A 25400-nucleotide genomic window follows, 5' to 3' on the forward strand; every position below is an offset into this window, starting at 1 on the left:
CCCGGTGCCTTTTTTATTGCCAGCGTTACACTGCTTTATGCGCTTCAAACATGATGGTATCGCTGGTAAACGATCCGTCCTGCTGTAATTCGAAGTAGGCTTTAACCTCCGCCGATGCGCTCTGCTGATATAAGCGAATCGCCTCCGCCAGCGCCTCGGGCGTGCGCATCCGCGCGACCCAGGAGCTAAACTCCAGCGGCAGACGGTCGGTCAATAAATGATTAATCGCCAGACCTGCGTCGTTGGCCAGCGCCAGCCACTCGCCGCTGGAGTAATTACGCACGTGTGAAGTGTCGCGCAGGGCTTCTACGGTTTGCAGCCAGACATCACGTACCGGATGCCCCGGAGACATCACGTCCATGATGATCATCACCCCGCCCGGCTTCAGCACGCGTTTCACCTCGCGCAGCGCCTGGCCGACATCATGCCAATGGTGAGCGGAGTAGCGGCTAATCACCACATCAAAACTGGCATCGGCGAACGGCAACGTTTCAGCATACCCCTGCTGAGTCACAATGTTGGTAAAGCCTTTGTCTTTTGCCGCCTGAGCGACAACCTCCAGCATCTGGCTCGATAAATCATACGCGGTAACCTGCGCTACCTGGCCGGCAGCGGTAAAGCTGGCGTGCCCTGCCCCGCATCCCATATCCAGCAACGTTGCCTGCGGGAAATCCGCCAGCCGTTCCGCCAGACGCTGCAGATCGCGCCCGGAGGCGTGCACGGCGCTGGTCAGATAGGCGCTTGCCTGTGAGCCAAACTGCTTTTCGACGTTGTCATGATGAGAGCGTGTTGTCATTGTGTTGTCCTTCGGTGGTTTGAGTAATAAAGGGCAGCATCGTGCTGAACGCAGGCCTGCCCGATGGCAGGCCTGACATACCTTAATTAATCAGGCTTGCCGGGACTGAATTCGACTAGTAGCGGGTTGTGATCGGAGGCGCGGGTCACCAGCACGGAAGCATCGTGCACGCTTAATCCACGGTAGAACACAAAATCGAGCGGGCGACCAAACGCGCGGCGGCGCTGATCGTCAGAGAAACGAACTTCGCGTAACGACATCTCACGCGCAAAGCGGTACAGCGCGTTCATCCGCGGGCGGCTCCAGGCGTTGAAATCACCAGCCATGATTACCGGCCCGCTGTGATGGGCAATCTGATCGCCAATTGGCAGCAGCTGTTTACTGTAAACATCGACGCCGAGACTAAAATTAACCGCGTGAATATTCACCACCATCAACAGCCGCGCATCGGGCAGCGGATAAACGGTCACTAACGCCGATTTAGGCAAACGTAAAATAGGTTCGCGCTCGCGCAACGGACAGCAATAGATGGGGTGAGCGGAGGCCAGCGTCATCACGCCGGAAGGATGCTGCGGCAATACCAGGGCCGGCACCTGATCGGCGGCCAGATAGTTTGAAGTCGCGAACCTGACCAGTTCCGGGGTAGTTTGCGCCTCTTGCAACAGGACCAGATGCGCGTCTTTGCCGAAATTTTTGAGTACCGACTGCCATTCAGCACGCTGCTGCTTAAAAATATTCCACACCAGCACGCGAATTTTCTCATCGCTGCTTAACGGCGCGCCGGCGGGATAAACCGGACTGACGCCCGCAAACGCCCCCGGAGGCAAGATTCTCTCCGCAGGTTGTCCGGCGACATAGCGCATGGCATAGGTATTCTTTCGCAATTTGGGCATTGAACCTCGATAACAGGAAACCAGCCCGACTGCGGCTGGTTCTTCTGTTATAGGGATTTTCCCATACACTTTCAATGCAATTTGCGAGAAAGCCTTATCCTTCGAGAGAAACGGCTGCCGAACGGCGTGGAGATTTATCTAAACGACCGCTCAGTACGACCAGCAGCAATGCGACCAACACAATTACCGCGCCGATCCACGGCGTCTGGGCCAGACCATACCATTCAACCGCCTGTCCACCAATGACCGACCCAAGGGCAATACCGATATTGAAGGCGGCGATATTCAACCCAGAGGCGACATCAACGGCGCCCGGCGTGTACTGTTCTGCCTTTTGCACCACATAGACCTGCAGACCCGGAACGTTGCCGAAGGCGAAAATCCCCATCACCAGCACCGTTGCCAAAGCAGCGTAGTGCAGGCTGGCGGTGAGCTGGAAGATCAGCAGCAGCACGACTAATGCGGCAAAGATGAATTTCAACGCGGCGACAGCGCCATGTTTATCAGCCAGTTTACCGCCCCATACGTTACCGATAGCGACGGAGATACCGTAACCCAGCAGGATCCAACTGACCGCCGACGGGCTAAAACCAGCCAACTCCTGCATCATCGGCGCAAGGAAAGTAAATGCGGTAAACACGCCGCCATAGCCCAGCGCGGTAATCGCGTAGATCATCAACAGGCGTGGATGGGTCAAGACTTTCAGCTGATCGCGAAGGCTGGCGCCGGCGCGGCCCGGAATATTATTTGGCACCAGAATCAAGCTGCTGATAAGCGCAATGACGCCAAGAATCGATACCGCGAGGAACGTTTCCCGCCAGCCAAAATGCTGACCGATGAAAGTCCCGAAAGGCACCCCGGTTACCAGCGCGACCGTCAGGCCGCCGAACATGATAGCAATGGCCGAGGCGGCTTTCTCTTTTGGCACCAGGCTAGTGGCGATCGTCGAGCCGATTGAGAAAAACACGCCGTGCGCCAGGCCGGTCAGCAGGCGGGCCACAATTAAAGTGCCATAACCCGGTGCCTGCCACGCCAACAGGTTGCCGGCGGTAAACAACACCATTAGCGCCAGCAGGAGTTGCTTACGCGGCATACGGCCGGTCAGGGCAGTCAGTACCGGCGCGCCAACGGCCACACCCAGTGCATAGATGGAAACCAGCAGGCCCGCAGACGGCAGCGAGATAGCCAGTTGTTCAGCGATGGTCGGTACCAGGCCGACGATCACAAATTCGGTAGTGCCAATAGCAAAGGCACCGATGGTTAATGCAAGTAGCGCCAGTGGCATAATTTACTCCGTAGCATCAGGATTAAGATGACACGTAGTATGCAGGGATGTTTAAATAACAAAAACCATCAAAATCTCAATAGAATTTTGCTATAGGTGCAACAATGAGAGCCACGTCAGAAGAGATCGCTATCTTCGTCGCCGTAGTGGAAAGCGGCAGTTTTAGCCGGGCGGCCGAGCAGCTCGGGCAGGCAAACTCTGCCGTCAGCCGGGCAGTCAAAAAGCTGGAATCAAAGCTAGGCGTTAGTTTATTAAACCGGACCACGCGCCAGCTGAGCCTGACAGAAGAAGGCGAGCGTTATTTCCGCCGCATGCAGGTGGTGTTGCAGGAGATGGCGGCTGCTGAAAATGAGCTTTTAGAGACCCGTACCACCCCTCGCGGCTTACTCCGCGTGGATGCCGCTACGCCGGTGATGCTGCATTTTTTAATGCCGCTGGTAAAACCGTTTCGTGAACGTTATCCGGAAATGACGCTCTCGCTGGTTTCCTCGGAAACCTTCATTAATCTTATAGAGCGTAAAGTCGACGTCGCGATCCGCGCGGGTACCCTAACCGATTCCAGCCTGCGCGCCCGCCCGCTATTCAATAGTTATCGCAAGATCATCGCCTCACCTGATTATATCGCCCGCTACGGCACGCCGGTGAATGTGGAAGATCTTGCGGATCACCTCTGTCTGGGGTTCACCGAACCCGTCTCGTTAAATACCTGGCCTATCGCCGCCAGCGATGGCCAATTACTGGAAGTCGGTTGTGAACTTACCTCTAACAGTGGCGAAACGCTAAAACAGCTCTGTCTTAGCGGCAATGGTATTGCCTGCCTATCGGATTATATGGTGGATAAAGAGATTGCCAGCGGGGAGTTTGTGGAGCTACTTGCCGACAAGCGCTTGCCGGTGGAGATGCCTTTCAGTGCGGTGTATTACAGCGACAGAGCCGTCAGCACGCGCATCAGGGCATTTATTGACTTTCTTAGTGAGCACGTCAAACAGCTCCCGAAGGAGCTGTAAAATAACTATCGTCCGGCAGCGGCATCAACCGCCTGCCGGAATCGGTGGATTAATCCCACTTCGGCGCCAGACCTTCCGGACTTACCAGACGGTCATTGCAATCCAGTGCGGCAATCGCTTTACGATCTTCATCATCCAGCTTCAGATCCAGCGCTTTCAGGTTGCTCGCCAGATTTTCACGCTTGGTGGAAGATGGAATAACCGCATAACCTTCGCCCATCGCCCACGCCAGGATAACCTGTGCCGGGGTCGCATTATGTTTCGCCGCGATACGGGCAATCACTTCATCTTTCAGCGCCTTACCGTAGGCCAGCGTCATATAAGAGGTGATGTGGATACCGTGTTCACGCGCCCAATCTACCACTTTACGGTTCTGCAGGTACGGAGACAGTTCAACCTGATTAGTCGCGATATTTTCAGCGCCAACGGCGGCGATCGCACGCTCCATCAGCGGAATGGTGAAGTTAGAGATACCGATCTGACGGGTCAGACCCAGTTTCTTCGCTTCCATCAGCGCAGCCATAAACTCTTCGACAGCAACCGCATCGTTCGGCGACGGCCAGTGAATCAGCGTCAGATCAACATAATCGGTGCGCAGCTTCTGCAGACTTTCTTTAAGGCTGGCGATCAGCTTGTCTTTGCTCAGGTTTTCGATCCAGATTTTGGTGGTGATGAACAGTTCATCACGCGGCACGCCGCTTTCCGCGATAGCCTGACCAACAGCGGCTTCGTTTTCATAGATCTGTGCGGTATCGATAGTACGATAGCCCAGCTCCAGCGCCATTTTTACAGAGTTGATGACTACGTCGTCTTGCAGACGGAAAGTGCCAAGACCAAATGCAGGGATTGCCATGATAGATGTTCCTCGTTAATTATTCGTTTCGCTTAACTGAGGCCATTATGGTTGAAGGTTGGGTTGGGAAAAAGATCGATAAATGCAGAGGATTTTTGCTGATTTAGCAATAATTGGAGATGAAGAAACAAAAAAGCCCTGAGCAAATGCTCAGGGCTTTTAATAAGTGGCGGAACGGACGGGACTCGAACCCGCGACCCCCTGCGTGACAGGCAGGTATTCTAACCGACTGAACTACCGCTCCACCGAATTTTTTCTACATCTACCGGTTTAATGCCCCGGTTTTACTGCAAATTTGATGCCTGGCAGTTCCCTACTCTCACATGGGGAGACCCCACACTACCATCGGCGCTACGGCGTTTCACTTCTGAGTTCGGCATGGGGTCAGGTGGGACCACCGCGCTATCGCCGCCAGGCAAATTCTGTTTTATCAGCCCGTCATACGACGCACTGATTAATCTGTATCACGCTGAAAATCATCTCAAATCCGCCAAAACACCTTCGGCGTTGTAAGGTTAAGCCTCACGGTTCATTAGTATCGGTTAGCTCAACGTATCGCTACGCTTACACACCCGACCTATCAACGTCATCGTCTTTAACGTTCCTTCAGGAGACTTAAAGTCTCAGGGAGAACTCATCTCGGGGCAAGTTTCGTGCTTAGATGCTTTCAGCACTTATCTCTTCCGCATTTAGCTACCGGGCAATGCCATTGGCATGACAACCCGAACACCAGTGATGCGTCCACTCCGGTCCTCTCGTACTAGGAGCAGCCCCCCTCAATTCTCCAGCGCCCACGGCAGATAGGGACCGAACTGTCTCACGACGTTCTAAACCCAGCTCGCGTACCACTTTAAATGGCGAACAGCCATACCCTTGGGACCTACTTCAGCCCCAGGATGTGATGAGCCGACATCGAGGTGCCAAACACCGCCGTCGATATGAACTCTTGGGCGGTATCAGCCTGTTATCCCCGGAGTACCTTTTATCCGTTGAGCGATGGCCCTTCCATTCAGAACCACCGGATCACTATGACCTGCTTTCGCACCTGCTCGCGCCGTCACGCTCGCAGTCAAGCTAGCTTATGCCATTGCACTAACCTCCTGATGTCCGACCAGGATTAGCTAACCTTCGTGCTCCTCCGTTACTCTTTGGGAGGAGACCGCCCCAGTCAAACTACCCACCAGACACTGTCCGCAACCCCGATTAGGGGCCAACGTTAGAACATCAAACATTAAAGGGTGGTATTTCAAGGTTGGCTCCACGCAGACTGGCGTCCACGCTTCAAAGCCTCCCACCTATCCTACACATCAAGGCTCAATGTTCAGTGTCAAGCTATAGTAAAGGTTCACGGGGTCTTTCCGTCTTGCCGCGGGTACACTGCATCTTCACAGCGAGTTCAATTTCACTGAGTCTCGGGTGGAGACAGCCTGGCCATCATTACGCCATTCGTGCAGGTCGGAACTTACCCGACAAGGAATTTCGCTACCTTAGGACCGTTATAGTTACGGCCGCCGTTTACCGGGGCTTCGATCAAGAGCTTCTCCTTACGGATAACCCCATCAATTAACCTTCCGGCACCGGGCAGGCGTCACACCGTATACGTCCACTTTCGTGTTTGCACAGTGCTGTGTTTTTAATAAACAGTTGCAGCCAGCTGGTATCTTCGACTGATTTCAGCTCCACCCGCAGGGGCTTCACCTACATATCAGCGTGCCTTCTCCCGAAGTTACGGCACCATTTTGCCTAGTTCCTTCACCCGAGTTCTCTCAAGCGCCTTGGTATTCTCTACCTGACCACCTGTGTCGGTTTGGGGTACGATTTGATGTTACCTGATGCTTAGAGGCTTTTCCTGGAAGCAGGGCATTTGTTACTTCAGCACCGTAGTGCCTCGTCATCACACCTCAGCGTTAATAAGGTACCGGATTTACCTGGAACCTCCGCCTACATGCTTAAACCGGGACAACCGTCGCCCGGCTAACATAGCCTTCTCCGTCCCCCCTTCGCAGTAACACCAAGTACAGGAATATTAACCTGTTTCCCATCGACTACGCCTTTCGGCCTCGCCTTAGGGGTCGACTCACCCTGCCCCGATTAACGTTGGACAGGAACCCTTGGTCTTCCGGCGTGCGGGCTTTTCACCCGCATTATCGTTACTTATGTCAGCATTCGCACTTCTGATACCTCCAGCAACCCTCACAGGCCACCTTCGCAGGCTTACAGAACGCTCCCCTACCCAACAACACATAGTGTCGCTGCCGCAGCTTCGGTGCACAGTTTAGCCCCGTTACATCTTCCGCGCAGGCCGACTCGACCAGTGAGCTATTACGCTTTCTTTAAATGATGGCTGCTTCTAAGCCAACATCCTGGCTGTCTGTGCCTTCCCACATCGTTTCCCACTTAACTGTGACTTTGGGACCTTAGCTGGCGGTCTGGGTTGTTTCCCTCTTCACGACGGACGTTAGCACCCGCCGTGTGTCTCCCGTGATAACATTCTTCGGTATTCGTAGTTTGCATCGGGTTGGTAAGTCGGGATGACCCCCTAGCCGAAACAGTGCTCTACCCCCGAAGATGAATTCACGAGGCGCTACCTAAATAGCTTTCGGGGAGAACCAGCTATCTCCCGGTTTGATTGGCCTTTCACCCCCAGCCACAAGTCATCCGCTAATTTTTCAACATTAGTCGGTTCGGTCCTCCAGTTAGTGTTACCCAACCTTCAACCTGCCCATGGCTAGATCACCGGGTTTCGGGTCTATACCCTGCAACTTAACGCCCAGTTAAGACTCGGTTTCCCTGCGGCTCCCCTATACGGTTAACCTTGCTACAGAATATAAGTCGCTGACCCATTATACAAAAGGTACGCAGTCACACCATAAAGGTGCTCCCACTGCTTGTACGTACACGGTTTCAGGTTCTTTTTCACTCCCCTCGCCGGGGTTCTTTTCGCCTTTCCCTCACGGTACTGGTTCACTATCGGTCAGTCAGGAGTATTTAGCCTTGGAGGATGGTCCCCCCATATTCAGACAGGATACCACGTGTCCCGCCCTACTCTTCGAGTTCACAACCTGTGCATTTTGGTGTACGGGACTATCACCCTGTACCGTCGGACTTTCCAGACCGTTCCACTAACACACAAGCTGATTCAGACTCTGGGCTGCTCCCCGTTCGCTCGCCGCTACTGGGGGAATCTCGGTTGATTTCTTTTCCTCGGGGTACTTAGATGTTTCAGTTCCCCCGGTTCGCCTCGTTAACCTATGTATTCAGTTAACGATAGTGCAACGAATTGCACTGGGTTTCCCCATTCGGACATCGCCGGCTATAACGGTTCATATCACCTTACCGACGCTTTTCGCAGATTAGCACGTCCTTCATCGCCTCTGACTGCCAGGGCATCCACCGTGTACGCTTAGTCGCTTAACCTCACAACCCGAAGATGTTTCATTCTGTCCGGTTCGTTGCGCATCGTGAATCCTGCGTTGTTCCGTACTCGCGATGCTCATGGACATATAGTCCACTCCGCTCGCTGCGTGCGGTACGCCTTGGCTTCACTTTGCTCACGTCACCTTTTACAGTGTCATCTTCTGATTGCGAAAATTTGAGAGACTCGAACACACATTGACTGTGTGTCGTTTCAATTTTCAGCTTGATCCAGATTTTTAAAGAGCAAAACTTCGCAGTGAACCTTTTCAGGTACACTCTGAAGTTTTCTTGTTTTTTGCAGTAATAATGGTGGAGCTATGCGGGATCGAACCGCAGACCTCCTGCGTGCAAAGCAGGCGCTCTCCCAGCTGAGCTATAGCCCCATCGTAGTTATCTCTTTACCGGTAATTTTTCCTGAGACAAGGCGTGGTGAAGCGAAGCATACTGAAGTATGCGAGCTTTGCCACAACGCAGTATTCAGGGAAAATTTGGTAGGCCTGAGTGGACTTGAACCACCGACCTCACCCTTATCAGGGGTGCGCTCTAACCACCTGAGCTACAAGCCTGCAGAGATTACTTACTGCTGTATTTTCATCAGACAATCTGTGTGAGCACTACAAAGGCAGGTTCTTTAAGGTAAGGAGGTGATCCAACCGCAGGTTCCCCTACGGTTACCTTGTTACGACTTCACCCCAGTCATGAATCACAAAGTGGTAAGCGCCCTCCCGAAGGTTAAGCTACCTACTTCTTTTGCAACCCACTCCCATGGTGTGACGGGCGGTGTGTACAAGGCCCGGGAACGTATTCACCGTAGCATTCTGATCTACGATTACTAGCGATTCCGACTTCATGGAGTCGAGTTGCAGACTCCAATCCGGACTACGACATACTTTATGAGGTCCGCTTGCTCTCGCGAGGTCGCTTCTCTTTGTATATGCCATTGTAGCACGTGTGTAGCCCTACTCGTAAGGGCCATGATGACTTGACGTCATCCCCACCTTCCTCCAGTTTATCACTGGCAGTCTCCTTTGAGTTCCCGGCCGGACCGCTGGCAACAAAGGATAAGGGTTGCGCTCGTTGCGGGACTTAACCCAACATTTCACAACACGAGCTGACGACAGCCATGCAGCACCTGTCTCAGAGTTCCCGAAGGCACCAAAGCATCTCTGCTAAGTTCTCTGGATGTCAAGAGTAGGTAAGGTTCTTCGCGTTGCATCGAATTAAACCACATGCTCCACCGCTTGTGCGGGCCCCCGTCAATTCATTTGAGTTTTAACCTTGCGGCCGTACTCCCCAGGCGGTCGACTTAACGCGTTAGCTCCGGAAGCCACGCCTCAAGGGCACAACCTCCAAGTCGACATCGTTTACGGCGTGGACTACCAGGGTATCTAATCCTGTTTGCTCCCCACGCTTTCGCACCTGAGCGTCAGTCTTTGTCCAGGGGGCCGCCTTCGCCACCGGTATTCCTCCAGATCTCTACGCATTTCACCGCTACACCTGGAATTCTACCCCCCTCTACAAGACTCTAGCCTGCCAGTTTCGAATGCAGTTCCCAGGTTGAGCCCGGGGATTTCACATCCGACTTGACAGACCGCCTGCGTGCGCTTTACGCCCAGTAATTCCGATTAACGCTTGCACCCTCCGTATTACCGCGGCTGCTGGCACGGAGTTAGCCGGTGCTTCTTCTGCGAGTAACGTCAATCGCTAAGGTTATTAACCTTAGCGCCTTCCTCCTCGCTGAAAGTACTTTACAACCCGAAGGCCTTCTTCATACACGCGGCATGGCTGCATCAGGCTTGCGCCCATTGTGCAATATTCCCCACTGCTGCCTCCCGTAGGAGTCTGGACCGTGTCTCAGTTCCAGTGTGGCTGGTCATCCTCTCAGACCAGCTAGGGATCGTCGCCTAGGTGAGCCATTACCCCACCTACTAGCTAATCCCATCTGGGCACATCTGATGGCATGAGGCCCTAAGGTCCCCCACTTTGGTCTTGCGACGTTATGCGGTATTAGCTACCGTTTCCAGTAGTTATCCCCCTCCATCAGGCAGTTTCCCAGACATTACTCACCCGTCCGCCGCTCGTCACCCGAGAGCAAGCTCTCTGTGCTACCGCTCGACTTGCATGTGTTAGGCCTGCCGCCAGCGTTCAATCTGAGCCATGATCAAACTCTTCAATTTAAGTTTGATGCTCGTGAATTAAACTTCGTAATGAATTACGCATGTTCACTCAGAGACTTGGTATTCATTTTTCGTCCGAGGACGTTAAGAATCCATGTCACTTTGAGTGCCCACACAGATTGTCTGATAAATTGTTAAAGAGCAGTTGCGACGCGCTTTAGCGCTCTGTCGCGAGGTGGCGTATATTACGCTTTCCTCTTTCAGAGTCAACCCTGAATTTCAGAATTTTTCTCTTCAACCGAACCGGCTGTTTGTGTGAAGTGATTCACATCCGCCGTGTCGATGGAGGCGCATTATAGGGAGCCCGCCGGGAATGACAAGCGGAAAAATACATTTTTATTTCAACCGCTCATCTTTTATACGTAACGCTTATTTTTGCTGCTTTTTGATAGCCGCAGGCAGGTCCGCCAGGCTATTTAGCACCCAATCCGCGGCGCTTTCCGCTTCTGCGGTAACCGGCTTACCGGTACGCACCAGCACTTTCGTTCCGACATTCGCCGCCGCAGCCGCCTGCATGTCTTCGAGTTTATCGCCCACCATATAAGAAGCAGCCATATCAATATGCAGGAAATCGCGTGCGGAAATGAGCATCCCCGGATGCGGCTTACGGCAATCGCAGGTCTGGCGGAACTCTTCAACGCTCCCCTGCGGGTGATGCGGACAATAATAGATACCGTCGAGATCCACGCCGCGGTCTGCCAGCGACCAGTCCATCCATTCGGTGAGGGTCTCAAATTGCGCTTCCGTGAATTTACCGCGCGCGATGCCTGACTGGTTGGTCACCAGCACTAACGCAAATCCCATCGCTTTTAGTTCACGCATGGCATCAATGACGCCGTCGATAAACTCAAAGTTGTCGATTTCGTGGACGTAACCATGATCGATATTAATCGTGCCGTCACGGTCGAGAAAAATTGCGGGTACAGACTTTGCCACCGGTTTGCTCCTGATAAAGGCTAATGCCGTTAGTATCGCATGTTTCGCCATGCAAGAAAGTGCTCATTATAAAGAGTCAGATTGATTTAGACGTCTGGATGCCTTAACATCCATTTCATTGACAGGCATCGCCTGCACACGGCAGAAGAAAATGCCACGGCAAACGGCTAAACGATAATAAATAACTGATGATTAAACTTTCGAATATTACCAAAGTGTTCCAGCAGGGGAACCGCACCATACAGGCGCTGAACAATGTCAGCCTGCATGTCCCTGCCGGGCAAATTTACGGCGTGATCGGCGCTTCCGGCGCAGGTAAAAGTACGCTGATTCGCTGCGTTAACCTGCTGGAACGCCCAACCGAAGGCAGCGTGCAGGTTGATAACCAGGAACTCACCGCGCTGACTGAAAAAGAACTGACTCGCGCGCGCCGTCAGATTGGCATGATCTTCCAGCACTTTAACTTGCTTGCTTCACGTACCGTTTTCGGCAACGTGGCGCTGCCGCTTGAGCTGGACAACACGCCGCCGGCGGAAATCAAACGCCGCGTTAATGAACTGCTGGACCTGGTTGGTCTTGGCGATAAGCACGACAGCTATCCGGCAAACCTCTCCGGTGGCCAGAAACAGCGCGTGGCGATTGCCCGCGCGCTGGCCAGTAACCCAAAAGTGCTGCTGTGCGATGAAGCCACCAGCGCGCTCGACCCGGCAACGACCCGTTCGATCCTCGAACTGTTAAAAGACATCAACCGTCGTCTGGGGCTGACCATTCTGTTGATCACCCATGAAATGGACGTGGTTAAACGTATCTGCGACTGCGTGGCGGTCATTAGTAATGGTCAACTGATCGAGCAGGACACCGTGAGCGAAGTCTTCTCGCATCCTAAGACGCCGCTGGCTCAGCAGTTCATTCAGTCTACCCTGCATCTGGATATTCCGGACGACTATCAGGCACGCCTGAAGCCCACCCCGCTGCCTGACAGCGTGCCGATGTTGCGTATGGAGTTCACCGGCCATTCCGTCGATGCGCCGCTGCTGTCGGAAACCGCCCGCCGCTTTAATGTGAATAACAACATTATTAGCGCGCAGATGGATTACGCCGGCGGAGTGAAGTTCGGCATCATGCTGACCGAAATGCACGGCACACCGGAAGATACTCAGGCGGCGATCGCCTGGCTGCAGGAACATCATGTAAAAGTAGAGGTACTGGGATATGTCTGAACCAATGATCTGGCTGCTGGTTCGCGGCGTGTGGGAAACGCTGGCTATGACGTTTGTCTCCGGCTTCTTTGGCTTTGTGCTCGGCTTGCCGGTCGGGGTACTGCTGTACGTTACCCGTCCGGGGCAGATTGCCGCCAACGCCCGACTGTATCGTACGCTATCGGCGCTGGTTAATATCTTCCGCTCGATTCCATTCATTATTCTGCTGGTATGGATGATTCCGTTTACCCGCGTGATCGTCGGTACCTCAATCGGCCTGCAGGCAGCGATTGTGCCGTTAACGGTCGGCGCCGCGCCGTTTATCGCACGTATGGTGGAAAACGCGCTGCTCGAGATCCCGACCGGGCTTATCGAAGCCTCACGCGCGATGGGCGCAACGCCGCTGCAGATCGTCCGTAAGGTCCTGCTACCTGAAGCATTACCGGGTCTGGTGAACGCCGCTACCATCACGCTTATTACCCTCGTGGGCTATTCTGCGATGGGCGGTGCGGTGGGTGCCGGTGGTCTGGGTCAGATTGGCTATCAGTACGGCTACATCGGCTATAACGCGACGGTAATGAATACCGTGCTGGTATTGCTGGTTATTCTGGTTTATTTAATTCAATTCTCAGGCGATCGTATCGTCCGGGCTGTGACTCACAAATAACGTTATTGACACACAACACTAATTCTTACAGGAAGGAAATAACATGGCCTTTAATTTCAAAACCTTTGCGGCAGTTGGCGCATTAATCGGTTCTCTGGCTCTGGTGGGTTGCGGTCAGGATGAAAAAGATCCTAACCATATTAAAGTCGGCGTGATCGTCGGTGCGGAACAGCAGGTTGCTGAAGTCGCACAGAAAGTGGCAAAAGAGAAGTATGGCCTCGACGTTGAGCTGGTGACCTTCAACGACTACGTGTTGCCGAACGAAGCGCTGAGCAAAGGCGACATCGACGTTAACGCCTTCCAGCACAAACCGTATCTCGATCAGCAGATTAAAGACCGCGGTTATAAACTGGTTTCCGTCGGCAACACCTTCGTCTATCCGATCGCTGGCTACTCGAAGAAAATCAAATCTCTGGACGAACTGCAGCCGGGCTCACAGATTGCCGTTCCGAACGATCCGACCAACCTCGGCCGTTCTCTGCTGCTGCTGCAGCAAGTGGGCCTGATTAAACTGAAAGAAGGCGTAGGTCTGCTGCCGACGTCTCTGGACGTGGTTGAGAACCCGAAAAACCTGAAGATCGTTGAGCTGGAAGCGCCGCAGCTGCCGCGTTCTCTGGACGACGCGCAGATCGCTCTGGCGGTCATCAACACAACCTACGCCAGCCAGATTGGCCTGACCCCGGCGAAAGACGGTATCTTCGTTGAAGACAAAAACTCGCCTTACGTAAACCTGATCGTCGCCCGCGAAGATAATAAAGACGCGGAAAATGTTAAGAAATTTGTTCAGGCTTACCAGAGCGATGAAGTTTACGAAGCCGCTAACAAAATCTTTAACGGCGGCGCAGTGAAAGGCTGGTAATCTGCTTTCAGCGTAATATCATTCAGGACGGGCTTTATGCCCGTCTTGTCATTTATGCAAGCACCTGATTCAATAGCGCCCTGTTTATAATTCATTGAGGAAATACTATGCGTGCTTTACCGGTCTGTTTGTTAGCACTCATGTTAAGCGGTTGTTCTATGCTAAGCAGATCCCCCGTTGAGCCTGTTAAAAGCACCGCAACCACGCCAGTCCAGACGGAAACGGCTAAACCAAAAGTCTCACGTCCCGCGCCGGTCAGAATCTATACCGATGCCGCCGCGCTGGTAGGCAAACCCTTCCGCGATCTGGGTGAAGTGAGCGGCGAATCATGTCAGGCTTCAAACCAGGACTCCCCGCCGAATATCCCGACCGCCCGTAAACGCATGCAAATCAACGCGGCCAAAATGAAGGCCAACGCCGTGCTGCTGCACAGCTGCGAAGTGACCAGCGGTACGCCAGGCTGCTACCGTCAGGCCGTTTGCCTGGGTTCAGCGCTTAACGTCTCGGCACAATGAGTGCATTTCAGTTCGCGCAGATAGGCGTCATCCGCTCGCCGTATAAAGAGAAGTTTGCCGTTCCTCGCCAGCCAGGCCTGGTTGAACACGGCGGCGGAGAGCTGCATCTGCTCGCGCCTTATAACCAGGCTGACGCCGTGCGTGGGCTGGAAAACTTCAGCCATCTGTGGGTCCTGTTTGTCTTTCATCAGACCATGGCTGGCGGCTGGCGCCCGACTGTGCGCCCTCCCCGCCTTGGGGGCAACGCGCGCATGGGCGTCTTTGCAACCCGCTCGACGTTTCGCCCCAACCCTATCGGCATGTCGCTGGTTGAACTAAAAGGCGTTCGCTGCCAGAAGGATCAGGTGATACTGGAACTTGGCAGCCTCGATCTCGTAGACGGTACGCCGGTGGTTGATATCAAACCTTATCTTCCCTTTGCCGAAGCCCTGCCGGACGCCAGCGCCAGTTATGCGCAGCAGGCGCCGCTGGCTGGCATGAATGTCAGCTTTACGCCGGAAATAGAAGCACAGTTACTGACTCTGGAAAAACGCTACCCGCATATCAAAGCGTTTATCCGTGAAGTACTGGCGCAGGATCCGCGTCCGGCTTATCGTAAAGAGGAAGAAGCAGGGAAAAACTACGCCGTCTGGCTGCTCGATTTCAACGTGCGCTGGCGGGTAATCCCCTACGGTTTTGAAGTCTTTTCTCTCGAACCGCGCTAATTTTATTTTCCTCTCTTTTGGCATCTTTGCCACACTGGTAAACTAAACCACTTTTTTTGTTTCAGGCTGGCTCTCCAGCCTGTTCCGATCGTCCAAATGGAACCGTAACAACATGCGTACTAGCCAATATCTGCTCTCCACTCTAAAGGAGACACCTGCCGACGCCGAAGTCATCAGCCATCAGCTGATGCTGCGCGCCGGGATGATCCGCAAGCTGGCCTCAGGGTTGTACACCTGGCTGCCGACCGGCGTGCGCGTTCTGAAAAAAGTCGAGAACATCGTGCGTGAAGAGATGAACAACGCCGGTGCTATCGAGGTGTTAATGCCGGTAGTTCAGCCTTCTGAACTGTGGCAGGAGAGCGGTCGCTGGGAGCAATATGGCCCTGAGCTGCTGCGCATTGCCGATCGTGGCGATCGCCCGTTCGTTCTCGGCCCGACTCACGAAGAGGTCATTACCGACCTGATTCGCAACGAGCTGAACTCTTATAAACAGCTGCCGCTGAACTTCTATCAGATTCAGACCAAGTTCCGCGATGAAGTCCGCCCGCGTTTCGGCGTGATGCGCTCCCGTGAGTTCCTGATGAAAGATGCTTACTCTTTCCATACCTCTCAGGAATCGCTGCAGGAAACCTACGACGCGATGTATACCGCTTACAGCAAAATCTTCAGCCGTATGGGGCTGGATTTCCGCGCGGTACAGGCTGACACCGGTTCGATCGGCGGTAGCGCTTCCCATGAGTTCCAGGTGCTGGCGCAGAGCGGCGAAGATGACGTGATCTTCTCTGACAGCTCCGACTACGCGGCGAACATTGAGTTTGCCGAAGCCGTCGCGCCTAAAGAGCCGCGCGCCGCCGCGACGCAAGAAATGACGCTGGTAGACACGCCGAACGCAAAAACCATCGCCGAGCTGGTTGAGCAGTTCAATCTGCCAATCGAAAAAACCGTGAAGACCCTGCTGGTGAAAGCGGTGGAAGATAGCAGCTACCCGCTGGTCGCCCTGCTGGTACGCGGCGATCACGAGCTCAACGAAGTGAAAGCGGAAAAACTGCCGCAGGTCGCGAGCCCGCTGACCTTCGCCAGCGAAGAAGAGATCCGCGCTATCGTTAACGCGGGACCTGGTTCTCTCGGTCCGGTTAACATGCCGATTCCGGTGGTTATCGACCGTACCGTCGCGGCCATGAGCGATTTCGCCGCCGGCGCTAACATCGATGGCAAACACTATTTCGGCATTAACTGGGATCGCGACGTCGCGACTCCGGAAGTTGCTGATATTCGTAATGTCGTTGCCGGCGACCCGAGCCCGGACGGCAAAGGTACCCTGCTTATCAAACGCGGTATCGAAGTCGGCCACATCTTCCAGCTGGGCACCAAGTACTCTCAGGCAATGAATGCCGCGGTGCAGGGCGAAGATGGCCGTAACCAGATTCTGACCATGGGTTGCTACGGTATTGGGGTGACCCGCGTAGTGGCCGCAGCCATTGAGCAGAACTTTGACGATCGCGGGATTATCTGGCCGGACGCCATCGCGCCGTTCCAGGTCGCTATTCTGCCGATGAACATGCACAAGTCCTATCGCGTGCAGGAGCTGGCCGAGAAGCTGTACGCCGAGCTGCGTGCGCATGGCATCGACGTGCTGATGGACGACCGTAAAGAGCGTCCGGGCGTGATGTTCGCCGATATGGAGCTGATCGGTATTCCTCACACCATCGTGCTCGGCGACCGTAACCTCGACAACGATGATATCGAATACAAACATCGTCGCAACGGCGAGAAGCAGCTGATTAAGACCGGGGATATCGTGAATTACCTGGTGCAGCAGATTAAGGGTTAATTTCCCCTTAAAAGCTAAAAGGCCTCGCAATAGCGAGGCCTTTTTTATAGCAACTGCAAGAATTAATTACCGCAGTCTTTACCCGGAATAAATTTACTGTCTTTATCCGTCATTAGCGTTTTCATCATCTCGCCGGTATCCGGGTTTGCTTCGAGAGTGAAGTGCCCTTCTACCACCAGCAGCACCGGACGAGTATCGGTCCCGCGCGCGGCGGCATAATCGCGCTCAAGCTGGGCGTTATTCGCGACCGCGATCGTTTTACCGGTCACGCAATCGGTAAAGGTTGCCGCATCCGCCATATAGAAATACATCCCGCGCATCGCCATTGGCGTCGTCGGCAGGCTGGCCTTCACAGGCTCAAGCGTATAATTTAGCGTTGATTTAATCGGATTGCCGTCGCGATCGAGCATTTCCAGCTTGTCGCCTTTCGCCCGATAGTAAGATTTCTCGCCTTTGCTGTTGGTCAATACCAGTTTATCGGCGGTACGCGCCCAGGTACCATATGAAGCGAAAGATGACGGCTCGCGGCTAACGCCCTGATAACGTTCGTTCATAACCCAGGTGCCATCTTTCTCAAGGAACAAAGAGGTCTCAATCCCTTCGCAATCCGCGCAAGGCAAAATACCGCGCCAGCTTTGCTGCATCGGTTTCAGCTCTTCCATCGCCGCCGGCTGAACCGTCTCCATCTCAGCGCGATGATTGCAGCCAAACAGCGCAAAGAGCGAACAGGCCGCTGCGAGCGAAAATACAATTTTCTTCACTGTGAATTCCTTATAATCCATTCCACCCGTCCGCCACGCCGCTCAATGGCGAACCTTCCCACGCAGCGCTTTGACTGAGGACTTTTGCGCCTTGGAGGCAAGTCGTCGCTCTTTTGACGCCCGAGTCGGTCGCGTCTCCCGGCGGCTTTTTTGCACTGCGGTTAATTCTTTTATCAGCGTAACCAGCCGCGAGATCGCCGCTTCGCGGTTCATCTCCTGGCTACGATATTCCTGAGCCTTAATGATAACCACACCGTCAGCAGAAATTAAGTGGTGACTGGCGGCGAGCAGGCGTTCTTTATAAAACTCAGGCAGGCTCGATGCTTTAATATCAAAACGTAAGTGAATCGCCGTCGAGGCCTTATTCACATGCTGACCGCCCGCCCCCTGTGCGCGGACCCCGGTAAGCGAGATCTCCTCATCCGGGATGGAAACGCTGCGGCTAATCGTTATCATGCCGGCTGCTGCCAGGCCGTTAAATGAATTTCCAGATTATTCCGATCGTCAGATAACCAGATACCGCCGTCCTGCAGGGTTGCCTGCAGCGTCATAGTGCGATCGGCAAAAGCGCTTAGCTGCGCCAGCTGCGTATCATCAAGATACCAGATAGTCAGCTTCGGATACGCCGCAAGCTTGTTCTGATTTTGCTGCCACCAGATTTCAGCCGCCCGGCTATTATAGGCAAACAGCGCCACCTCCTGCGCCCGCGAGCAGGCTTTCTTGAGGCGCTTCTCGTCCGGCAGCCCCAGCTCAATCCACAGATCAACACCCAAATGGTCGTTCAACTGCCACAGCTCCGGTTCATCATCCGAGGACAACCCGCGGGTAAACTGCAGACGTTCGTTGGCATATTTAATCCACGCCAGCAGACGCAGCATCATACGCTCCTGGGTTTCTGAGGGATGTTGCGCCAGCGTCAGGTTAGCATCCAGAAACTGGTTGCGATCTAAATCGGCAACATTAACCACAGCTTTATAAATCGTCGCTTTCAGCGCCATGAATAAACTCCTGAAAAAAATGGCGTACATTGTAGCGAAACTGGCGACAAAAGGCTGTCGGCAATCGCAGGTACTCCTTTCATCCTGCTGATATTGCTTAGATGACTATGGTATAGTCACCTTGCTAAACAGAGTTTATCTTCGTAGGCTTAAACTTGCATCCCACGGTTAAGTCAGAACGCTGACAGGAGGGCATGTGGATCAATATTGTGAGTTAATACGCAAGCGGTATGCGGAAATAGCCAGCGGAGACTTAGGGTATATCCCGGATGCGCTGGGCTGCGTGTTGAAAGTATTAAATGAGGTTGCGGCGGATCAGGCCCTTTCGGAGTCAGTCAGGGAAAAGGCCGCTTATGCGGCGGCAAACTTATTGGTGAGCGATTATGTCAATGAATGATACTTATCAACCCATTAACTGCGATGATTATGACAACCTCGAACTTGCCTGCCAGCATCACCTGGTGCTGGCGCTGGCCCTGAAAGATGGTGAACAGCTACAGGCCAAAGCGAGCGATCTTATCTCGCGTAAAAATGTCGAGTATCTGGTGGTAGAACTTGCCGGTAACGTCCGCGAGCTGCGCCTGGATAAAATCGCCAGTTTCAGCCACCCGGAAATCGGCACCGTGGTGGTCAGCGAATCCTGAAGCCCACCGGGCGGCTTAGCCGCCCGTTTTTCGCCATATCAGCTGTAACCCTTCGCCTTCCTGTACTTGCCCCTCTCTGGTGACAAACAGCCCATCGGCTGCGGCAATCAAGGTTTCGCCATAAAACAGAAGCGGCGTGGCGTCGCGACGCCAGGGCGCGACCGCCATTTCCTGCCAGATTTTCTTAAGCTTACGGCCACCCTGACGCCCAACAATGTGCAGATTACCGCTGGCGCGAAAACGTATCGATACCGACTCATCCGCGCGTGGCGCGCGTAGCGGCCCGCCGGACTGCAATGCCAGTTCTCCCAGCGCTTCCGGTAGCGTCAGCGCTTTAGTCGCATCGCCCCAAGGTATTTCCCGTTCCGCCAGGCTTGCCAGATGCTTTACCCAAAACAGGCGCTGCTGGTAGCGCCGGACGGCAAAACCGCCTAACCGCAGGCAAGGCGCGGCGTCTTCACGCGCCAGCGCCACTTCCTGCCAGATGCGCTCCGGCATTTCGCGCGACGGCATCGGCGCCTGTTGGGATGCCAGCCAGCGGCGCAGCAACGCCGCACGACGCGGCGCGCTCATCGCGCTCAGCGGTTCTATCGCCAGAGAACCACGCTCATCAACCAGCGCGGCAAGTTCTGCCGACAGCATTTCATCGAGCAACTGTTCCTGTTCGCCACATAAGCTGGCACTGCGGGCGACAGCCTCGGCAAAATGCGGCCAGCGCTCGCTCAGCAGCGGTACCACCCGCAGACGCAGAAAGTTACGATCGTACGCATCGTCCTGATTACTTTCGTCTTCAATCCACCGCAGTTGATGAGTCAGCGCCCATTGATGCAGGGATTCACGGCTCTCACTGAGCAGCGGACGCAGCAATTTTCCGCCAGCGAACTCGCTACTGGCGGCCATCGCCGACAAGCCGGTCGGGCCGCTACCGCGCTTAAGCGCCAGCAGGAAGGTCTCGCATTGGTCGTCGAGATGTTGTGCCGTCAATAACGCCTCGCCTGGCAGCAGCGCCTCACGGAAAGCCTGATAGCGCGCCTGGCGAGCATGCGCTTCGATCCCCAACCCCTCATCCGCCAGCGTCACGCGCACCACCTGTAACGGTACCTGCCATTGCTGGCAAATCTGTTCGCAATGCTCAACCCAATGGTCAGCGTTGGCACTCAGGCCGTGGTGAATGTGAATCGCGCGCAGCTGAATCGCTGGCTCGCGCTGGCGCCAGCGTACCAGTCGGTGCAGTAGGACGGTTGAGTCCAGGCCGCCGCTGAAGGCCAGCAGAAACTGACGATGTGGTCGAAGCGATGAGGCAATATCCGGCATCATGATCGTGCGTACGCAGCTAAGAAGAGATAGCCCGGCACGTTACGCGCCAGGGCTGGTTCTGGCAAGTATTACTGTTGGTAAATCTCCAGCGGCAGGCCGTCGGGATCGTTGAAGAAGGTGAAGCGCTTATCGGTAAACGGATCGATGCGGATAGCCTCGCAGGCGACGCCGTGCGCCTGCAGATGCGCAACCGCGGCATCAATATCGTCGACGCTAAACGCCAGGTGGCGCAGACCACAGGCCTCCGGACGGCTGGGGCGCGCAGGAGGGAACGGGAACGAAAACAGCTCGATGACATACTCGCCGTTCAGCGCCAGGTCGCCCTTCCACGAATCACGCTCGGCGCGGTAGAACTCGCTCTGCAGCGTAAACCCGAGGATGTCGCAATAGAACGCTTTGCTCTTCGCGTAGTCTGTCGCGATGATGGCAATATGGTGAACTCGTTTTAAACCCAGCATGGTTGCTCTCCTCCTGTTGAAGCCCAACACGTTACTCGCGCCGCCCGCCGCCGCGCAAGCCCCTAATTATTTTTTAAGACTCGTACACGGTAGACGCCGTCTTCGTCGCGTTTGGCCCCGTGGATATCGGTTTCAAAACCTGGGTAGTGGCGACCGATCGAACAGAGCATCAACAGGAAGTCGAGCACCGCGCGGCTCTCTTCGGTGATCATCTCCCCCGGCATCAGCAGCGGCACGCCAGGCGGATACGGCAGGATCATGTTTGCCGAAATACGCCCCACCAGATTCTCCAGTTCGATGGTTTCGACTTCGCCCTTAATCTGTCGCTGCCAGGCCTGATGCGGAGTCATTTTCATCTCCGGCAGCACGTCAAAGGCCCGTAGCATCAGCTGTGAGAGCTGATGCTGGCGGATCAGGCGGTGGATCCCCTGCGCCAGATCCTGGATGCGCATATTGCGGTAGAAGTCCGGATCCTCAGCATAGAGATCCGGCAACATATTTTTCACCCGCAGGTTGAGATCGTAGGCGCGTTTAAACTCGGTCAGGCCGCGCAGCAGGCCCATCGCCCGGGTTTTATCGATACCGATACTGAACAAGAACAGCAGATTGTACGGCCCGGTTTTCTCCACCACTACGCCGCGCTCGTCGAGGAATTTCGCCACCAGCGCCGCCGGGATCCCCTCTTCCGCCATATTGCCCTGCTCGTCCATCCCCGGCGTAAGAATGGTAACTTTGACCGGATCGAGGAACATATGGTCGGCATCGGCGTCCTGGAAACCGTGCCACGTTTCACCCGGCGAAACCGGCCAGCACTGCGCCTCCTCGACCTCTTCCGGCTGCCAGATATCAAAGAACCAGCCGTCGGCCTCTTCACGCAGGCGCTGTACCTCCTTACGGAAGTGCAGCGCACGCTCGATGGAGCGCTGAATCAGGCGTTTTCCGGAGTTACCGCGCAGCATCGCCGCCGCGGTTTCTATCGAGGCGACGATCGGATAGCTTGGCGAGGTAGAGGTATGCATCATAAAGGCCTCGTTGAAGGTATCTTCATCGTAGCTGCCTTTAATATGGATAAGCGACGCCTGCGACAGCGCCGCCAGCATTTTATGCGTCGACTGGGTTTCGAAGATCACTTTCCCCGGTACGCGGTCGCCGCTCATGCCGCTTTTGCCCTGATAAATCGGGTGGAAGTGGGTATAAGGCACCCAGGCGGAATCAAAGTGGATCGACGGCACGTCGAGAGTCTGTTTAATCCAGGTGGTGTTATACAACAGGCCGTCATAGGTGGAGTTGGTGATCACCGCATGCACCGGCCACTGCGCGCCGCGAGTTGTCTCTACTTTGCGCTGGACGCTGTCGCGGGTAAATTCCCGTTTCGGAATGCCGCCGAGGATCCCCAGCGCGTTACGCGTCGGTTTTAGCCATAGCGGCACGATATCGCTCATCATCAGCAGATGCGCCAGCGATTTATGACAGTTACGATCGATAAGCAGCGTACTGCCGGCAGGCGCCGAATACATGCCGACAATTTTATTTGAAGTCGAGGTACCGTTGGTCACCATGTAGCTCTGCTCGGCGCCAAAGGCGCGGGCAATATACTCTTCCGCTTCCAGATGCGGGCCGGTATGGTCCAGTAGCGATCCCAGTTCGGTAACGGAGATAGAAACATCGGCCTTCAGCGTATTACCGCCGAAGAAATCATAAAACAGGCAGCCGACCGGGCTTTTCTGGTAGGCGGTTCCCGCCATGTGTCCGGGAGTGCAAAAGGTATATTTCCCCTCCTGCACATAGTTAAATAACGCTTTGGTAAATGGCGGCGTGATGTTGTCCAGATACTCGTTGGTATACTGACGAATACGAGTAGCGATATCTTCCGCCAGCCCCAGCGCATATTCAAAGAACCATAGCGCCATACGCAGGTCCTGGCTGCTGACGTCCATCGTCGAGTGCGTATTAATAAAAGCATACAGCGGCAGGTATTCGTTCAGACGATTGATATCGCTACATAAATCAACGCTGTACTCATCCCAATCGAAGATAACGCCGCAGATGCGCGGATTGTGTTCGATAAACTGCAGCAGGTCGGCGCTGTTTTGCGGCCAGATAGTCTGGAATCCTTGCTTCCGCAGAGCGGCTTCCAGCTCTTTGATCGGTTCGTCTTTATGGTAGACGCCGTGGGGCCCCATGATGGCGATGATATTCACGCTTTCCTCCTGGATTTACCTAAGGTAAGCATAATATCAATCGCGCCAGTGCTTAGCACTGGCGGATTTATCTTAGTCCTGAATCAGAGTAAAACGATAATTACAGCGCCTTCCACGCATCTCCCCAGGCCAGACCTGCGCCCGGTTCGTAGTAGGTTGGCGCCACGTTGCACCAGGCCCCTTCCGGCAGCGGTTTACACTGGAAAAGCGCGCCGTGGTTATTGACGATATCACCCGGTTTCCAGCTCTGGCTGGCGCTCCATGCCGGATAACTGATGGCGCCGCTGTCGCCAGCCGGCTCATCCTTCGCTTCATCCGCCGCCTTCGCCTTCACATTGAGAGTATAGGTGGCCGTACTGGATAAACTGCCATCGCTAACGGTCAGGCTAACCACATACTGGGCATCTTTATCGCTCTGTGGGGCGCTGAAATTGATCACCGCTTTATCCGCGCCGCTTAACGTCTGTCCATCCTGCGACATCCAGCGATAGTTCAGCTTGTCGCCGTTAGCATCGGTAGACCCTTCCCCGCTCAGCGACACCAGGCTGCCAGCTTCAACAGAGCCCACCGGGCCGGCAATACGCGCTACCGGCGCGACGTTCACTTGAGGCGCTGGTGTCGTGTCATCTGTCTTATCAGATGCGCCATCGCTGCCCGCATCATCAACCACGGTCACGTTGAAGTAATGCTGAACGCATTTGCTGTAATCCCCCTCTTTGAACGCGCTGTACGGTGTCTGATAGCTCACCAGCTGGCAGGCATTGGTTTTGCCGTCTGCGCTGTTCGGATCCCATCCCCAATCCTGTTCCCAGTAGATGGGCAGCGCGCCGGCTCCGCCTTCATCAAACTGCTTCATGTTCTTACAACCCAGCACTTCATCATCGGCAATAGGCACTTTGAGGTAGTTGGCGAACTCTTTGTAATAGGCAATACGGTTAAGCGACTGGGCGTTTTCCGTTGCGCCGCCGCACTCGACGCCGCCGTTGATGATCTGGATGCTCACGCCAAACCCCGGCACCAGGCCATTGCTCTTATCACGATCGTTCGGCTGCCAGGTGCCGTCAATGACGTGCAGCATGGAAGGTTTCGGCGGCTGCGGATAAACAAAGAAAAAGACCGCGCTGGCGAGGTTCATCCATGAGTCCGCCACCAGCTCAGGTTTATCCAGCAACGGGCGGACGTCGCCATACATTGCCTCGGAGAACGGGCCGTAGTTGTAGTTATAGGAGAGCTGTTTAGCCCCTCGGCCAAAGTAGCTGAGGAAATCACCATCGGCATCTTTACCGCAAGGCCAGGTCTGTCCCTGCCAGACATCCGGGTTACATTCGCCGTTATAGCCGCCTTTTTGTCCTTCGGTCCAGCCAACTTCGCGCAGATAGACCAGCGCCTGCCGCCATTCCGGGATATCGCGCCAGCTTTCGTGGCCGCCGGTTTCCTGGGCGAAGTGGGCAAACATGGTGGCCAGCGATTTACGACAGATAGCATCGCTGTCACGGCCATCGGTGTAGGTGCCGCAGACCGCCGGGAATTTACCGATCGCCTTCAGGAAGTTGCTGTAGGTATATTCCGGCGCGCGCATCGGGAACAGATAATCCCAATCCTGCTCGCTGAGCATGCCTTCGACGCGTTTAACGTTTTCCGGGTTAGCCGCCCTGCCAGGCTCAATCTTTTCGACTGAATCGTTATCAAGGGTACGAATGGAAGACTTCACCGCATCCATTAACGGAAAATCGGTTAATGCTTTTTCTTTCGCCGCCAGCTCGCTGGCTGTCATGGTGGTGGCTTCAGTAGCGCTGAGCAGTGGCGCGGCCTGTGCGGCGCTCAGACTTAACATGATCCCTGCGGCCACGGCGCTCAAGGCGACAGTTTTATGAATTGCCAT

General features: G+C 54.6%; 21 protein-coding genes, 3 tRNA genes and 3 rRNA genes. 9 read left to right on the forward strand and 18 right to left on the reverse strand.

The window, feature by feature from the left end; genetic code table 11:
* Window positions 1-25 precede the first annotated feature (25 nt).
* From KGA69_RS01515 to KGA69_RS01525, 3 genes are all read right to left on the reverse strand, one after another.
* Complete coding sequence (locus KGA69_RS01515; RefSeq protein ID WP_047067942.1) at window positions 26-796, reverse strand: class I SAM-dependent methyltransferase; 771 nt, start codon at window positions 794-796, stop codon at window positions 26-28.
* 86 nt (window positions 797-882) lie between these two features.
* Entirely contained in the window at window positions 883-1680 is a 798-nt protein-coding gene (locus KGA69_RS01520) for an endonuclease/exonuclease/phosphatase family protein (RefSeq protein WP_015704463.1), read from the reverse strand.
* Between the two features lie 103 nt (window positions 1681-1783).
* A complete protein-coding gene (locus KGA69_RS01525) occupies window positions 1784-2974 on the reverse strand; it encodes an MFS transporter (protein ID WP_045397923.1) in 1191 nt (396 codons plus the stop codon).
* Window positions 2975-3078: 104 nt separating this feature from the next.
* On the opposite strand from KGA69_RS01525, the gene yafC reads away from it, so the two are divergent.
* On the forward strand, window positions 3079-3981 hold the full coding sequence (yafC, locus tag KGA69_RS01530; protein ID WP_047047173.1) for a DNA-binding transcriptional regulator YafC: 903 nt from the start codon (window positions 3079-3081) through the stop codon (window positions 3979-3981).
* 49 nt (window positions 3982-4030) lie between these two features.
* Here the strand turns inward: yafC and dkgB are convergent, their stop codons facing one another.
* The 8 genes from dkgB to gmhB form a co-directional block, all read right to left on the reverse strand.
* Window positions 4031-4834, reverse strand: a complete 804-nt coding sequence (gene dkgB, locus KGA69_RS01535) for a 2,5-didehydrogluconate reductase DkgB (RefSeq protein WP_049061038.1) — start codon at window positions 4832-4834, stop codon at window positions 4031-4033.
* A gap of 167 nt (window positions 4835-5001) precedes the next feature.
* Window positions 5002-5078 (reverse strand) — tRNA-Asp (locus tag KGA69_RS01540).
* A gap of 56 nt (window positions 5079-5134) precedes the next feature.
* Window positions 5135-5250 (reverse strand): 5S ribosomal RNA (gene rrf / locus KGA69_RS01545).
* A 95-nt stretch (window positions 5251-5345) separates the two neighbouring features.
* Window positions 5346-8251, reverse strand: a 23S ribosomal RNA gene (locus tag KGA69_RS01550).
* A 307-nt stretch (window positions 8252-8558) separates the two neighbouring features.
* Window positions 8559-8634: transfer RNA gene (locus KGA69_RS01555), tRNA-Ala, on the reverse strand.
* Window positions 8635-8740: 106 nt separating this feature from the next.
* A tRNA-Ile gene (locus KGA69_RS01560) sits at window positions 8741-8817 on the reverse strand.
* Between the two features lie 71 nt (window positions 8818-8888).
* A 16S ribosomal RNA gene (locus KGA69_RS01565) occupies window positions 8889-10428 on the reverse strand.
* Together the 16S, 23S and 5S rRNA genes with 3 tRNA genes alongside form the textbook arrangement of a ribosomal RNA operon.
* 369 nt (window positions 10429-10797) lie before the next feature.
* Window positions 10798-11364 carry a D-glycero-beta-D-manno-heptose 1,7-bisphosphate 7-phosphatase gene (gene gmhB / locus KGA69_RS01570; RefSeq protein ID WP_045376647.1) on the reverse strand — a complete coding sequence of 189 codons (567 nt, stop codon included), beginning with the start codon at window positions 11362-11364 and terminating at the stop codon, window positions 10798-10800.
* Window positions 11365-11552: 188 nt separating this feature from the next.
* Here gmhB and metN point away from each other — a divergent pair, with 188 nt between their 5' ends.
* From metN to proS, 6 genes are all read left to right on the forward strand, one after another.
* The gene (gene metN, locus KGA69_RS01575) at window positions 11553-12584 is read left to right on the forward strand and encodes a methionine ABC transporter ATP-binding protein MetN (RefSeq protein ID WP_045390179.1); all 1032 of its coding nucleotides are present in this window, start codon (window positions 11553-11555) and stop codon (window positions 12582-12584) included.
* The gene (locus KGA69_RS01580; RefSeq protein ID WP_045390177.1) at window positions 12577-13230 is read left to right on the forward strand and encodes a methionine ABC transporter permease MetI; all 654 of its coding nucleotides are present in this window, start codon (window positions 12577-12579) and stop codon (window positions 13228-13230) included. The genes metN and KGA69_RS01580 overlap by 8 nt, the downstream gene beginning before the upstream one ends.
* Before the next feature lie 43 nt (window positions 13231-13273).
* A complete protein-coding gene (gene metQ / locus KGA69_RS01585; RefSeq protein WP_015368138.1) occupies window positions 13274-14089 on the forward strand; it encodes a methionine ABC transporter substrate-binding lipoprotein MetQ in 816 nt (271 codons plus the stop codon).
* A 107-nt stretch (window positions 14090-14196) separates the two neighbouring features.
* Complete coding sequence (gene rcsF, locus KGA69_RS01590; protein WP_015704458.1) at window positions 14197-14604, forward strand: Rcs stress response system protein RcsF; 408 nt, start codon at window positions 14197-14199, stop codon at window positions 14602-14604.
* Window positions 14601-15308: a tRNA (N6-threonylcarbamoyladenosine(37)-N6)-methyltransferase TrmO gene (gene tsaA / locus KGA69_RS01595; protein WP_045390175.1), complete on the forward strand. Its 708-nt coding sequence runs from the start codon at window positions 14601-14603 to the stop codon at window positions 15306-15308. Before rcsF ends, tsaA begins: the two co-directional genes overlap by 4 nt.
* 112 nt (window positions 15309-15420) lie before the next feature.
* Window positions 15421-17139 carry a proline--tRNA ligase gene (proS, locus tag KGA69_RS01600; protein ID WP_047065175.1) on the forward strand — a complete coding sequence of 573 codons (1719 nt, stop codon included), beginning with the start codon at window positions 15421-15423 and terminating at the stop codon, window positions 17137-17139.
* Window positions 17140-17201: 62 nt separating this feature from the next.
* Here the strand turns inward: proS and nlpE are convergent, their stop codons facing one another.
* Genes nlpE through KGA69_RS01615 form a run of 3 tightly spaced genes read right to left on the reverse strand, consistent with a single transcriptional unit; the run spans window position 17202 to window position 18898 of the window.
* A complete protein-coding gene (gene nlpE, locus KGA69_RS01605; RefSeq protein ID WP_213292755.1) occupies window positions 17202-17900 on the reverse strand; it encodes an envelope stress response activation lipoprotein NlpE in 699 nt (232 codons plus the stop codon).
* A 42-nt stretch (window positions 17901-17942) separates the two neighbouring features.
* Window positions 17943-18356, reverse strand: a complete 414-nt coding sequence (gene arfB / locus KGA69_RS01610; protein ID WP_045390167.1) for an alternative ribosome rescue aminoacyl-tRNA hydrolase ArfB — start codon at window positions 18354-18356, stop codon at window positions 17943-17945.
* Window positions 18353-18898, reverse strand: coding sequence for a YaeQ family protein (locus KGA69_RS01615; RefSeq protein ID WP_045390165.1), 546 nt, complete (start codon window positions 18896-18898; stop codon window positions 18353-18355). Before KGA69_RS01615 ends, arfB begins: the two co-directional genes overlap by 4 nt.
* A gap of 196 nt (window positions 18899-19094) precedes the next feature.
* On the opposite strand from KGA69_RS01615, the gene KGA69_RS01620 reads away from it, so the two are divergent.
* Complete coding sequence (locus tag KGA69_RS01620; RefSeq protein WP_015368145.1) at window positions 19095-19295, forward strand: YaeP family protein; 201 nt, start codon at window positions 19095-19097, stop codon at window positions 19293-19295.
* Window positions 19282-19542, forward strand: coding sequence for a Rho-binding antiterminator (gene rof, locus KGA69_RS01625; protein ID WP_045390162.1), 261 nt, complete (start codon window positions 19282-19284; stop codon window positions 19540-19542). The genes KGA69_RS01620 and rof overlap by 14 nt, the downstream gene beginning before the upstream one ends.
* Window positions 19543-19557: 15 nt before the next feature.
* Here rof and tilS read toward each other — a convergent pair whose 3' ends face one another.
* The 4 genes from tilS to KGA69_RS01645 all read right to left on the reverse strand — a co-directional run bounded on the left by tilS (window position 19558) and on the right by KGA69_RS01645 (window position 25400).
* A complete protein-coding gene (tilS, locus tag KGA69_RS01630; RefSeq protein WP_213292756.1) occupies window positions 19558-20859 on the reverse strand; it encodes a tRNA lysidine(34) synthetase TilS in 1302 nt (433 codons plus the stop codon).
* Between the two features lie 68 nt (window positions 20860-20927).
* Window positions 20928-21317, reverse strand: coding sequence for a VOC family protein (locus KGA69_RS01635; protein WP_015704453.1), 390 nt, complete (start codon window positions 21315-21317; stop codon window positions 20928-20930).
* Window positions 21318-21379: 62 nt separating this feature from the next.
* On the reverse strand, window positions 21380-23518 hold the full coding sequence (locus KGA69_RS01640; protein WP_063447728.1) for a lysine decarboxylase LdcC: 2139 nt from the start codon (window positions 23516-23518) through the stop codon (window positions 21380-21382).
* Between the two features lie 100 nt (window positions 23519-23618).
* Window positions 23619-25400, reverse strand: coding sequence for a chitinase (locus KGA69_RS01645; RefSeq protein ID WP_213292757.1), 1782 nt, complete (start codon window positions 25398-25400; stop codon window positions 23619-23621).

It is taken from the genome of Klebsiella sp. A52 (genome assembly GCF_018388785.1).
Taxonomy (GTDB): Bacteria; Pseudomonadota; Gammaproteobacteria; order Enterobacterales; family Enterobacteriaceae; genus Klebsiella; species Klebsiella aerogenes.

Excerpts from the sequence above, each read along its gene's own strand:
- dkgB (WP_049061038.1), bottom strand. The coding sequence starts at position 4,834 with ATGGCAATCCCTGCATTTGGTCTTGGCACTTTCCGTCTGCAAGACGAC.
- KGA69_RS01635 (WP_015704453.1), bottom strand. The coding sequence starts at position 21,317 with ATGCTGGGTTTAAAACGAGTTCACCATATTGCCATCATCGCGACAGAC.
- rof (WP_045390162.1), top strand. The coding sequence starts at position 19,282 with ATGTCAATGAATGATACTTATCAACCCATTAACTGCGATGATTATGAC.
- proS (WP_047065175.1), top strand. The coding sequence starts at position 15,421 with ATGCGTACTAGCCAATATCTGCTCTCCACTCTAAAGGAGACACCTGCC.
- KGA69_RS01615 (WP_045390165.1), bottom strand. The coding sequence starts at position 18,898 with ATGGCGCTGAAAGCGACGATTTATAAAGCTGTGGTTAATGTTGCCGAT.
- yafC (WP_047047173.1), top strand. The coding sequence starts at position 3,079 with ATGAGAGCCACGTCAGAAGAGATCGCTATCTTCGTCGCCGTAGTGGAA.
- metQ (WP_015368138.1), top strand. The coding sequence starts at position 13,274 with ATGGCCTTTAATTTCAAAACCTTTGCGGCAGTTGGCGCATTAATCGGT.
- tilS (WP_213292756.1), bottom strand. The coding sequence starts at position 20,859 with ATGATGCCGGATATTGCCTCATCGCTTCGACCACATCGTCAGTTTCTG.
- KGA69_RS01645 (WP_213292757.1), bottom strand. The coding sequence starts at position 25,400 with ATGGCAATTCATAAAACTGTCGCCTTGAGCGCCGTGGCCGCAGGGATC.
- tsaA (WP_045390175.1), top strand. The coding sequence starts at position 14,601 with ATGAGTGCATTTCAGTTCGCGCAGATAGGCGTCATCCGCTCGCCGTAT.
- KGA69_RS01525 (WP_045397923.1), bottom strand. The coding sequence starts at position 2,974 with ATGCCACTGGCGCTACTTGCATTAACCATCGGTGCCTTTGCTATTGGC.
- rcsF (WP_015704458.1), top strand. The coding sequence starts at position 14,197 with ATGCGTGCTTTACCGGTCTGTTTGTTAGCACTCATGTTAAGCGGTTGT.
- metN (WP_045390179.1), top strand. The coding sequence starts at position 11,553 with ATGATTAAACTTTCGAATATTACCAAAGTGTTCCAGCAGGGGAACCGC.
- KGA69_RS01580 (WP_045390177.1), top strand. The coding sequence starts at position 12,577 with ATGTCTGAACCAATGATCTGGCTGCTGGTTCGCGGCGTGTGGGAAACG.
- KGA69_RS01515 (WP_047067942.1), bottom strand. The coding sequence starts at position 796 with ATGACAACACGCTCTCATCATGACAACGTCGAAAAGCAGTTTGGCTCA.
- arfB (WP_045390167.1), bottom strand. The coding sequence starts at position 18,356 with ATGATAACGATTAGCCGCAGCGTTTCCATCCCGGATGAGGAGATCTCG.